This window comes from Limnoglobus sp. (genome assembly GCF_059499385.1).
The window spans coordinates 158-11,181 of the sequence record NZ_JCABYM010000117.1 but is presented as its reverse complement, the minus strand read 5'-3'; the positions used below and the strand labels follow the sequence as shown (position 1 = coordinate 11,181).

Sequence of the window (11,024 nt, the reverse complement as noted above, 5' to 3'; positions counted from 1 at the left end):
AAGGGGCATTTACCCGGCGGCTTACGCCGCTCGGCTCGCCGGTCACTTCGCGGTGTATCCGCCGTCCACGAATAGCGTTGTGCCGGTCACGTAGCTGCCGGCGTCGCTCGCCAGCATCAGGGCCGGGCCGACCAGCTCCTTCGGGTCCGCCCACCGGCCGAGGGCCGTGTGGTCCGCGAACGCCTGCTTCTCGGCCTCGCTCAACATCGACATCGGCAGGTCGGTCAGGAACGGCCCCGGCGCGAGGCAGTTGACCGTGATCCCGAACGGCCCCAGGTCCAGGGCCGACGCGCGGGTGAACCCCATGAGCGCCGCCTTCGTCGCCGAGTAGGCGTTCCGCCCGGCCTTCGACACCTGCCCGAAGATGGACGAGATGTGGATGACGCGGCCCCACCGCCGTTCCTTCATCTGCGGGACGAGCGCCCGCGTGACGGCCATGCACGACGACAAGTTGATCTCGATCAGCCGATCCCACACGTCGTCGTCGATCAGGTCCACCGGCTGCGGGTGGTTCGTGCCGGCGTTGTTAATCACGATGTCGATCTTGCCCATCTTGGCGAGGGCGGCCGCGGCCATCTCCTGGACCTGTTCGCGGTCGGCCATGTCGCAGACGAAGTACGCCCCGCACCGGTGCGTGCCCTGCAGGATCGCGTCGAGCGCCGCCCGGAGTTGGTCTTCTGTCCGCGCCGCGATCACGACATCCGCCCCGGCCTCGGCCAGCCCGCGGGCCATCGCCAGGCCGAGGCCCTTGTTGCCGCCGGTGACGAGCGCCACCTTGCCGGTCAGGTCGAACGCCTTGAGCTTCATGGCGGTGATTATATAGCCGCCGGCTTGCCGGCGGGTTTGCGACACCCAGAACCCCGCCGGCAAGCCGGCGGCTATATGAAGCAGTCTCCTCACGGGAGGGTGATTTGGACCGTCGCGTCCTTCCGCAGCTTCGCGACGAGGGACTGCCGCACCTCGTCCGTGTACACATCGCGGACCTGATCGGCCACCTTCTCGAACGCCGTCGGCATCCCCGGCTTGCGGTCCATCGCCGCGATCAGGTGCAGGCCCATCTCCGTTTCGACCACGTCGCTCATCTCGCCCTTCTTGAGGGAAAACGCGGCCGCGGCGAACGCCTCGTCCACGACCGTGTCCTTGCGGGCGATGAACCCGAGGTCGCCGCCGTCCCGCGCCGACGGGCAGACGGAATGCTTCTTCGCCGCCGTCGGGAAGTCGATCTTCCCCGCGAGGATGTCCGCGCGAATCTGCTTGAGCTTCTCCGTCGCGGCGGCGCGGTCCGCCGGCGTGGCGGCCGGGCCGAGGCGGACGACGACGTGCGACGCCCGCACCGTCACGCCCTCGAAGAACTCGCGGTTCGCCTCGAAGTATTTCTTCAGCACGTCCGGCGTCGCTTGCTGGTCGATCATACGTTGCAGTTGCAGCACCCGCGTCCACGTCTCGCGGACCTGCGGCTCCGTCTGGCCCGTCTCCTTCAAGTGGTCGGCGAGCGTTTTCTTCTGCTTCTTCAAACCCGCCGTCAGCCCCTGCATGTACTTGTCGATGTCCGCCGGCGGGACCTTCGGCCCGTGCTGCTTGAGGAACTGGGCGAGCAGCCGTTCGTCGATGAGGTCGTCGAGGATTTCGGCCCGCAGCTGCTTCGCCTGGGCCGTCGTCAGCGGCGCGTCGATGGGCGAGTGCCGCTTCAACACGGCGTCCACCTCGTCGAGGCGGACGACCTCGCCGTTGACGGTGGCGGCGACGTTCTGCGGCGGCTCGGCCGCGAAACTGGCGGCGGAAAGCGTCAGAAGCGCGAGGACGATTCGGGACACGACAATACCTCCGGCGGGGGCCGGAGGTATAGCGGACGACGGGTCGGGATGCAACCGGAAGGCGGGGCTACCGCACCAGCACCCGGACCAGGAAGCCCAGGAAGAACATCGCCCCCAACCCCGCGCCGACGGCGAACGGCGTCCACGGCGGCAGCGCCACCGTCGGCCCCGCCGCCTCCTTGAAGAACGTCACGTCCTGCGAGGCCGAGTCCGGCGGGACCCACAGCTCGTCCGTCGAGTGCTCCGCGTCCTCCGTCGCCGCGACCTCCTCCGCGTTCGGCGGCGTCGCCCACTGCTTCAGAATCTCCGCCACGTGGACGGCGGACGCGAACCGGTCGAGCGGGTCCTTCGCCATCAACTTCGACACCACGGCCGCCATCTCGATCGGCAGGCCGGGGCAGAGCGTGCGGATCGGCGGCGGGGAGTCGTGCCGGTGCCAGCGGATCTTCTGCAGCGCCGTGCCGCCGGGGAACGGCGGGCAGCCGGACAGCGCGAAGTACAACGACGCCCCCAGGGCGTACAGGTCGGACCGCGGGGACACGTCGGTCGCGTCCGTCGCCTGCTCCGGGGCGATGTAGTCCATCGACCCGAGGATGTACCCGCGGCCGCCGATCAAGGACGGGTCGCGGGGCAGGTCGTCGCCGACCTGCAGCGCGAACCCGAAGTCGATGAGCTTCGCCGTACCGGACGGGGTGACGATGACGTTCGCCGGCTTCACGTCCCGGTGGATGAGGCCGACGTTGTGGATGGCCGCCAGCCCGTCGGCGATCTCGCCGAACACGCGGGCCGCCTCGCCGGGCCGCATCGGGCCGTCCGCCGCGACGACCTCCCGGACCGTCCGGCCGGGGGCGTACTCCATCGCGATGTACGACACCCCGCGGACCTCCCCGGCGGCGTACATCCGGGCCACGTTCGGGTGGTTCGGGATGAACCGGCCGATGGCCATTTCCCGCTGGAACCGGTCGAGGATGCGGGGCTCGATCGCCTTCTTCGGGGCGAGGATTTTCAGCGCGAGGAGCGGCCGGACGAGGCCCGGCCCGGTGTCGTGCTCGCGGGCCAGGTAGACGACGCCCATGCCGCCGCGGCCGAGCGGGGCGAGGATGCGGTACTTCCCGAGGACGAGGCCGCTCCACTGCCCGGCGAGGAGCTTGTCCGCCTGGAACCGGGTCAGCTCCCCGGCCGTGACGAGTTCGTCCGCGAGGTGCGGGCCGTCGCCGGCGGCCGCCGCGGCGGCGAGTTCGGCCAGCCGGTCCGCCCCCAGGAGGCCGCTCCGCCGGATCGCGTCGAGGAGCTGGTCGCGGGAGACGCGCGGCGGGGGGTGCATCCAAAGGCATCCGAATGAGGGCGTTCGGTTATCCTAGAACCCCTTCGCGAGAACTTCTTCCCCAACCCGCCGATTCCGGCCGCGGCGGTGATAAGATGACCGGGCGAAAAGGCTCTTGCCGGCGGGGGTGACGTGTCCAAGCACATGCAACGCGACCTGGAGAAGCTCCAGAAGCTGGTGTTGAAGATGGCCGGCCTCGTGGAGGAGGCCGTGTTCCAGGCCGGGCAGGCGCTGCAGAATCGCGACCTGAAACTGGCCGACCAGGTGATCGACGGGGACAACCTCATCGACCTGTTGGAGAACGACGTGCTCGAGGAGTGCCTGAAGATCCTCGCGCTGCACCAGCCGGTCGCGGTGGACCTGCGGCGAATCAGCTCCGTGCTCTTGATCTCGACCGACCTGGAGCGGATGGGCGACCTGGCGACGGCCATCGCCGAGCGGGTGCCGGGGATCGCGGCCCCGCCGTTCGTGACCATCCCGGAGCGGCTCGGGCCGATGACCGAGCGGACGATCCAGATGGTGCGGAAGGCGCTGGACGCGTTCGTGAACTCGGACGCGGCGACGGCCGGGCAGGTGATCCGGCTGGACGACGACGTGGACGCGGACAACGCGGCCATCATCGGCGAGGTCGTGGCCGCGATGAAGCGGACGCCGGACCGGATCGACCCGCTGTTGTCGCTGTTCTCGGCCGTCCGCCACCTGGAGCGGATCGCCGACCACGCGACGAGCATTTCCGAGGACGTGATCTACCTCGTCGAGGGGGCGATCGTCCGCCACCACCACGAGCTGCTGGACCCGCACGCGTAGGCCGACCACCGCTGGGACCGCGGGCGTCCCGCCCGCTTCTTGTAGGGTGGAGCCGAGTCTTCGAGGCCCACCGCGGTCGCGGGGGCCGCACCGGTGGGACTCGAAGACTCGGCCCACCCTACCAAGACCGTCCCGACTACTTGAGGCCGCTCCCCGTCGCGGGAAGGTGGGCGGGCGGGACGCCCGCGGTCCCAGGTCTTGAAACCCACATTCTTGTTTGGCCCGGCCCGGCGGGTTTGGTATCTTCGTTCGCTCTCGTCCTTCCGCCGGAGGCCCGCCATGCCCGCCGACGCGCTGTACCCGCCGGCCCCGCCGGCCGTGCCCCGCGAGATCACCCGGATCGACGCCGCGTACCGCCGCGGCGTCGTCGCCATGATCGCCGGGCTGTTCGCGTTCCTGCTGCTGTACCTCGCGATCATCGCCGCCGCCGCGTGGGTCGGGTACGCGATCCTCGACCTGCCGACGCCCGACGACCGCCGCGGGCGAACGCCCGTCGGGTTCCTCATCCTCAAGTTCGGCGGCGGGCTGGCCGCGTTCCTGCTCGTCCTGTTCCTCGTGAAGGGGCTGTTCAAGGGGCAGCGGGTCGAGCGGTCGAACCACGTCGAGGTGACGGCGGCCGACCACCCGGAGCTGCTCGCGTTCATCCGCCGCGTCTACCAGGACACCGGCGCGCCAGCCCCGCACCGGGTGTTCGTCAGCCCGGACGTGAACGCGGCACTGATCTACAACACGTCGCTGGTGAACCTCGTCGTGCCGCCGCGGAAGGACCTGCTCATCGGCCTCGGGCTGGTGAACGTCGTCACCCTCGTCGAGTTCAAGGCCGTCCTCGCCCACGAGTTCGGCCACTTCGCCCAGCGGAGCGTCGGCCTCGGCAGCTACCTGTACGTCGCGAACAAGGCCATGTCGGACGTAATCTACAGCCGCGACGGCCTCGACCGGTTCGTGGACCAGTGGGCCGGCATCGACATCCGGCTGTCGTTCCCCGCGTGGGGGCTGAAGGCCGTCCTGTGGGCCGTCCGGCAGGCGCTGGCCGCGGCGTACCGAAGCCTGAACCTGCTGCACCTGTCCCTCGGCCGGCAGATGGAGTTCAACGCGGACAACGTGGCCGTCAGCGTCAGCGGGTCGGACGCGCTGATCCACTGCCTCGCCCGGCTGTCGTTCGCCCAGGACGCCCTGAACGACGCCGCCGAGTCGCTCAACGCGGCCGCCGACCACGGGCTGTTCTCCGACGACCTGTTCCTGCACCAGGCGGCCGCCGCCGCCCGGCTGCGGAAGCTGCGGAAGGACGACCGGGCCGGGCTGCCGCCGGACCTCCCGGCCGACCCGACGGAACAAGTGCAGGTCTTCGAGCCGACCGACGACGGCGTCCCGGACAAGTACCGGTCGCACCCGACGGACCACATGCGGGAGCGGAACGCGAAGCGGGTGTACGTCCGCAGCCCGCAAGACGACCGCTCGCCGTGGCTACTGTTCGGCGAGTTGGCGAAGCTGAAGCAGGTCGTGACGATGCGGTTCTACGAGCACGCGCTCGGGCGGAAGGAGACCTACCACCCGACCCCGGCCGCGGACGTGCAGGCGTTCATCGACGCGGAGCACGCGGAGAGCACCTACGACCCGAAGTACCACGGGCTGTACGACGACCGGCTCATCAACCCCGGCGAGCCGGGCGGACTGCCGGTTGAGCCGTGGCCGCGGGACCGGGTGGCGGCGTGGCTCGCCGACTGGCCGCCGGCCGGGCTGGAGGGGCAGCTGGCCGCGTACCGCCGGCGGCAGGGCGAGTTCCACCTACTCAACGGGCTGCACACCGGCGAGTTCACGCTCAAGGGGCGGACGTTCACGTTCCGCGAGAAGGAGCGGACGAAGGGGGACGTGGCGGGGCTGCTGAAGGCGGTAGACGGCGAGCTGGAGGCCGACCGCGAGGCGCTCGACGGGCTGGACCGCGAGGCGTACCACGCGCACTGGTCGCTGGCCGCGCACCTGGACGGCGGGGCCGGCGAGGCGCGGGCGGTCGAGCTTCGCAAGCGGTACCGGTTCCACCTGGCGACGCAGGGGCTGCTCCGCGGGCTGTTCGCCGAGCAGGGGCGGTTGCACGCGGTGCTGGGCCAACTGCGGGCGAACAACCAGCTCACGCCGGACGCGTTCCAGCAGGCGTGCGAGGAGCTGAACCAGGTCAACACGAGCCTGACGGCGAACCTGGCGGACGCGAAGGGCGTGCCGGCCCCGGCGATGACGAACGTGGCGGACGGGACGCCGCTGCACGCGCTGATCCACGACCGCGGCAACGACGAGCTGCCGCGGCTTTACGGCGACAGCATCTCCGGCGAGTGGATCGGGCGGCTGATGGCCCGGCTGGACGGGGTGATCGGCCGGGTGAAGCGGGTCCACTTCAAGAGCCTGGGCAGCCTGCTGGCGTTCCAGGAGCGGCTCGCGGCCGAGTGGCGGGCGGCGGGTTAGCGGGCGACCCGGTGGGTCGCCCGCTAACCGGGGTTACTTCTTGTTCGCGACCGCTTCCGCGGCCCGGAAGGCGCGCATCAGGTTGCCGCCGAGCAGCTTCTTGATGTCGTCCGGCTTGTACCCGCGGTTCAGCATCTCCTGCGTGATGACCGGGTACGTGGACACGTCCTCCAGCTGCGTCGGCAGGCGCAGGATGCCGTCGTAGTCCGACCCCAGCCCGACGTGGTCGATCCCGGCGACCTTGATGATGTGCTCGATGTGATCGACGACGGTGTGGACCGTGCCGGTCGGGAACGGGTTCTCGGCCACCCACGCCCGCATCGCCTCGCGGTACTTCGCGTCGTCGTCCGGGAACTTTTTCTTCAACTCCCGGCCGACCTCGAACATCTTCTGCATCGCCCGCGCCCCCTCCGGGACGACGAACCCGGAGTAGAAGTTGACCATCACGACGCCGCCGTTCGCCTTCACGAGCCTCAGCACGTCGTCCGGGACGTTCCGCGGGTGGTCGGCGACGCCGCGGGCCGACGAGTGGGAGAAGATGACCGGGGCGGCCGTCACCTTGAGCGCCGCCGTCATGCACGCCGGCGAGACGTGCGACAGGTCCACGAGCATCCCCAGCGCGTTCATCTCGCGGACGACCTGCTCGCCGAACGGCGACAGGCCGCCGCACTTCGGCGCGTCCGTGGCGCTGTCCGCCCAGTCGAGCGACTCGCCGTGCGTCAGCGTCATGTACCGGACGCCGAGGCGGTAGAAGGTGCGGAGGACTTCGAGCGAGTTGTCGATCGAGTGCCCGCCCTCGACGCCGATCATGGACGCGATCCTGCCGGATTTGTGGATCCGCTCGATGTCGGCCGGGCCGGACGCCATCTCGAAGTCGTTCGGGTACTGCTTGACCATCCGGTGGATCGCGTCGATCTGTTCGAGCGTCGTCTTGACGGCGAGGCCCTTCTTGGTCGTCTCGGTCGGGACGTAGGCGCTCCAGAACTGCGCCCCGATCCCGCCCTTGCGGAGCCGGGGGATGTCCGTGTGCAGGTTCTTCTGCGGCCGGAGCAGGTCGATCGAGCGGAACGACGCGCCGGCGTCCTTCCGGCGGAGTTCCCACGGCAGGTCGTTGTGCCCGTCGATGACGAGCGCCTCGGCGTGCAGCTTGAGGGCGGCGTCGGTGACGACGACCGGCTTCCGGGCCGGCGGGTCGGCGGCGAGGGCGGGGACGGCGAGCAGGAGCAACGGCAGGACGCGGAGGATCATGCGAGGGAATCCGGGACGGGGGTGGGATGAAGAGGTAGTGGAAGTATACGACCGCAGGGAATGCACGCCGACGCACGGGCGAGCGTCCCGGCGGGAGCGGGACGTGCCTCCGAATCGCTGCGGCCTGACGCGATCTCTTTAGAACCCGGAGCGGAAGCGATGGGGTGTGGGGGCTGTCCCACACCCCATCGCTTCCGCTCCGGGTTCCACAAAACCAGCCGTTGCGCGGCGGCCTACCGTCCCACCGGCGGCCGCGGGGGGACCTCCGCCGGCAGCACGCCGGCCGCCGGGACCGGGACCGCCGCCGGGGTCGGCGGGTCGGCGACCGGCCGCAGCCGGTCGGCCCGCTCCTCGGTCGTCACGAACAGCACGTTGTTCATCCGCACCGTCGCGAACCCGGCGACCTCGACCACCAGCCGCACGGCCGTCTCCAGCGGCACGTCGTCGAGCTTGAGCTTCACCGCCGCCTGCTGCGCCTTCGCCTCGACCCGCGGATCGACGACGACGTTCGCCCCCGTCTCGTCGGCGAGCGCCTTCAGCACGGCCGACAGCGTCGTCGCCTCGCCGTCCACGCTCACCCGCTGCCGCATCTGCTGGTGGATGACGTGCTCCTCCGGGCCGACGTAAATGGACCCGCCGACGACGGCGTAGCTGAGGTTCGCCGGGGCGAGGGCGGCCTTCAGCCCGTCGCGGACCTTGCCGCCGCGGAGCTTCACGGTGTACTGGATCGCGGCCGGGTCGATGCCGAGGCCGGCGAGGACGGCGGGGTCGTACCGGACCTCGGCCTTGAGCTTGTTCTTGAAATACTCGGCGACCTCGACGAGCGACTTGTCCTCGAAGACGACATCGGCCGTCTCGGCGAGGGCGGCCCGCAGCTTCGCGGCCGGCGGGGCGGCGGGCGGGTTCTGCGCGCGGCCGACGGCGACGAGGCCGAGGGCGAGGGCGGCGAACAACAGGCGCGGCATGGCGTACTCCGTGGGAACCGGGCGGGGCGGCGTTCCGTTGAGTTTACCCGATCCGCGGCCGATATAGTTCCCCCTACGCTTCTAACCGGAGGGCGGGCGTGGTGGCTTGGGACGAAGTCGTGGCGATGGGCCGGGCCGCCGTGGCGGTGGCGGCGGTGGCGGCCCCGGTCGGGGCGGCGTGCTGGTACGCCACGCGGCGCGGAACGCCCGTCGTGCCGCCGTACCGCAAGTGGGTCACCCACTGGCACGGGCTGGACCTGTTCGTCCTGGCGGTCGCGTGCATCGTCCTCCGCGAGGTCGTCGCCGACGCCCTCCGGCCGACCGGCGTGTTCACTTTCTTGAACCACGACGACGACCCGACCGAGGCGGGCAAACTCGAGCAGGCGTACCAGCGGTCCACGGTCGTCGGCCTGGCGCTCATCCCGGTCTTCGCGGCCGGCTTCCACGTCTGGCGACGGGCGGCGCGGGCGGAGCGAGCACCGTCGGGCCGATTCGTCGCGGACGTGGCGGCCGGGGTGCTCGTGTGGGTCGTCGTCACGCCGGTCGTATTCGCGGTCCACTTCGCCTCGCTCGTGGTCATGGACGCGCTGAAGATTCCGCCGGACCAACACCCGTTGAAGGGCTTCCGGCTGCGGCACACGCTCGACGTGGCGATCCTCTTCCTCGGGGCGTGCGTCGTCGCGCCGTTCTTCGAGGAGCTGCTCTACCGGCGAATGATGATCCCGTGGGCGGTGCGGCGGTGGGAGCGGGCGTGGATACTGCTGGCCGTCGCGATGCTCGTCGCCGTCGGCAGCGGGAAGTGGGGGCCGCCGGTCCTCGTCCTGGTCATGGCGGGGGTCGTGCTCGCACACGGCCGCTTCGCCCCGCGGTCGCGGCGGTTCCCGCTCCGGCCGACCTCTGCGCTTCTCGCGTCGGCGACGCTGTTCGGCGTGATGCACGCCGCCGTCTGGCCGTCGCCGATCCCCCTCGTCGTTCTCGCCGTCGGGCTGGGGTGGGTCGTGTTGCGGACGAAGTCGCTGACGCCCGCGGTCGTGGCGCACGGGCTGTTCAACGCCGTGTCGGCCGTCCACCTTCTACGCGGCGGCCCGTAGCGGGTCCGCCCGGCCGAGCACCTTCCGGTACACGGCGAGCGTCTCGGCGGCGGTCCGGGACCACGCGAACCGCCCGGCGTGCGCGATTCCACCCCGGCGGGTTTCGGCGAGGAACTCGCGGTCGGCGGCGATGCGGTTCAACACGTCCCGCCAACCGGCCACGTCAGTCCCTTCCACGTAGACGGCGTGCGATCCCATCACCTCGCGGACGGACGCGGCGGACTTCGAGACGACGGCGCTGCCGCCGCACGCGAGCATCTCCAGCGGCGGCAGCCCGAACCCCTCGTAGTGCGACGGGAACAACAGCGCCGCCGCCCCGCCGTACACGGCGGGCAGGTCCGCGTCCGAAACGTACCCGAGGCGGATGATCCCGGAAGGATGCGCGGCCAGGAAGTCCCGCTCGGCGTCCGACTTCCAGCCCCACGGCCCGGCGAGGACGAGCGGGCAGCTCGCCCGCACGGCCGACGGCAGGTCGGCGAACGCCTTCAGCACGGTGAGGATGTTTTTCCTGGGTTCGATCGTGCCGACGCACAGGAAGTAGCGGTCGGGAAGTTGTAGCCGCCGTCGGGCGTCGTCGATGACAGCCGCCGGCAGCGGGCGGAACTCGTCGCCGCCGGCGATGTGAACGGCCGTCACCTTGTTCGGGTTCACGCCGACGTACTCGATCAGCTCCCGGCGGACCTGGTGCGTCAGCGTGAGCAGGTGGTCGGCCCGGCGGACGGCCGCGAGGAAGTGGCGGTCGTGGAACCGCGCCCGGTCGTCCGGGTGCCACTCCGGGTGGAGCAGCACCGACAGGTCGTGGACGTTCACGACCGTCGGCAGGGGCGTCGCGAACGGAATGAAGTTCGGCTCGTGGTAGAGTTCGTATCCGAGGGCGCGGCAGTGGCGGGCGAAGTGGATGCCGACGGCCGTCTTGCCGAGGTGCTTGAGCAACTGCTTCGCGGGCGGCAGCGGCGACCAGCCGGGCGAGGGTTTCGACGGCCCGCCGGGCCGGGCGAGGAGCTTGCGGGCGAGGGCGCTGGGGAACGCGCCGGGGTAGAGCGCGACGGCGTCGCCGAGCGCCGCGTGCAGCCGGGCGACGTAGTGGCCGATGCCGGTCTTCGGTTTCAGGGCCGCCAGGCCGTTCATCACGACGCGCATTCGGGTGCGAATCCTTTCGGTCACCGTCGGGTCGAGGCTTTGCGAGACCCCTCTTGTTCCCTCCCCCCTTGGGGGGGAGGGAACAAGACCCCGGAACCGACCAACACGGCGGGTCGGAACCGCCACCGCCGCGGCAGGTACCGCGACACCAGCGTCCCCGGCAGCCCGTCGAGGGACGACG

9 protein-coding genes are annotated in these 11,024 nt (G+C 70.7%); 3 read left to right on the top strand and 6 right to left on the bottom strand.

The genetic code is table 11. The annotated features are described in order from the left end of the window. Positions 1 to 42 precede the first annotated feature (42 nt). The 3 genes from AC5JJ2_RS21400 to AC5JJ2_RS21390 all read right to left on the bottom strand — a co-directional run bounded on the left by AC5JJ2_RS21400 (position 43) and on the right by AC5JJ2_RS21390 (position 3,138). Positions 43 to 852 (bottom strand): SDR family NAD(P)-dependent oxidoreductase, encoded by an 810-nt coding sequence (locus AC5JJ2_RS21400; protein ID WP_495860068.1) that lies wholly within the window; start codon positions 850 to 852, stop codon positions 43 to 45. A 44-nt stretch (positions 853 to 896) separates the two neighbouring features. Continuing rightward, positions 897 to 1,814, bottom strand: a complete 918-nt coding sequence (locus AC5JJ2_RS21395; protein ID WP_495860067.1) for a peptidylprolyl isomerase — start codon at positions 1,812 to 1,814, stop codon at positions 897 to 899. Positions 1,815 to 1,881: 67 nt separating this feature from the next. Further along, positions 1,882 to 3,138, bottom strand: a complete 1,257-nt coding sequence (locus AC5JJ2_RS21390; protein WP_495860066.1) for a serine/threonine-protein kinase — start codon at positions 3,136 to 3,138, stop codon at positions 1,882 to 1,884. 132 nt (positions 3,139 to 3,270) lie between these two features. Here AC5JJ2_RS21390 and phoU point away from each other — a divergent pair, with 132 nt between their 5' ends. Beyond that, the gene (phoU, locus tag AC5JJ2_RS21385) at positions 3,271 to 3,945 is read left to right on the top strand and encodes a phosphate signaling complex protein PhoU (RefSeq protein ID WP_495860065.1); all 675 of its coding nucleotides are present in this window, start codon (positions 3,271 to 3,273) and stop codon (positions 3,943 to 3,945) included. A 279-nt stretch (positions 3,946 to 4,224) separates the two neighbouring features. Beyond that, positions 4,225 to 6,399 carry a M48 family metallopeptidase gene (locus AC5JJ2_RS21380; RefSeq protein WP_495860064.1) on the top strand — a complete coding sequence of 725 codons (2,175 nt, stop codon included), beginning with the start codon at positions 4,225 to 4,227 and terminating at the stop codon, positions 6,397 to 6,399. 33 nt (positions 6,400 to 6,432) lie between these two features. Here AC5JJ2_RS21380 and AC5JJ2_RS21375 read toward each other — a convergent pair whose 3' ends face one another. Beyond that, complete coding sequence (locus AC5JJ2_RS21375; protein ID WP_495860063.1) at positions 6,433 to 7,647, bottom strand: dipeptidase; 1,215 nt, start codon at positions 7,645 to 7,647, stop codon at positions 6,433 to 6,435. A gap of 233 nt (positions 7,648 to 7,880) precedes the next feature. Further along, on the bottom strand, positions 7,881 to 8,612 hold the full coding sequence (locus tag AC5JJ2_RS21370) for a hypothetical protein (protein WP_495860062.1): 732 nt from the start codon (positions 8,610 to 8,612) through the stop codon (positions 7,881 to 7,883). 101 nt (positions 8,613 to 8,713) lie between these two features. Here AC5JJ2_RS21370 and AC5JJ2_RS21365 point away from each other — a divergent pair, with 101 nt between their 5' ends. Then, positions 8,714 to 9,703, top strand: coding sequence for a CPBP family intramembrane glutamic endopeptidase (locus AC5JJ2_RS21365; RefSeq protein ID WP_495860061.1), 990 nt, complete (start codon positions 8,714 to 8,716; stop codon positions 9,701 to 9,703). Here AC5JJ2_RS21365 and AC5JJ2_RS21360 read toward each other — a convergent pair. Beyond that, positions 9,686 to 10,843, bottom strand: coding sequence for a glycosyltransferase family 4 protein (locus AC5JJ2_RS21360; RefSeq protein WP_495860060.1), 1,158 nt, complete (start codon positions 10,841 to 10,843; stop codon positions 9,686 to 9,688). The genes AC5JJ2_RS21365 and AC5JJ2_RS21360 overlap by 18 nt on opposite strands. Positions 10,844 to 11,024 lie beyond the last annotated feature (181 nt).

What these genes read in the sequence shown, in the direction of transcription:
- AC5JJ2_RS21390 (WP_495860066.1), bottom strand. Translation starts at nt 3,138, where the DNA reads ATGCACCCCCCGCCGCGCGTCTCCCGCGACCAGCTCCTCGACGCGATC.
- AC5JJ2_RS21380 (WP_495860064.1), top strand. Translation starts at nt 4,225, where the DNA reads ATGCCCGCCGACGCGCTGTACCCGCCGGCCCCGCCGGCCGTGCCCCGC.
- AC5JJ2_RS21375 (WP_495860063.1), bottom strand. Translation starts at nt 7,647, where the DNA reads ATGATCCTCCGCGTCCTGCCGTTGCTCCTGCTCGCCGTCCCCGCCCTC.
- AC5JJ2_RS21370 (WP_495860062.1), bottom strand. Translation starts at nt 8,612, where the DNA reads ATGCCGCGCCTGTTGTTCGCCGCCCTCGCCCTCGGCCTCGTCGCCGTC.
- AC5JJ2_RS21360 (WP_495860060.1), bottom strand. Translation starts at nt 10,843, where the DNA reads ATGCGCGTCGTGATGAACGGCCTGGCGGCCCTGAAACCGAAGACCGGC.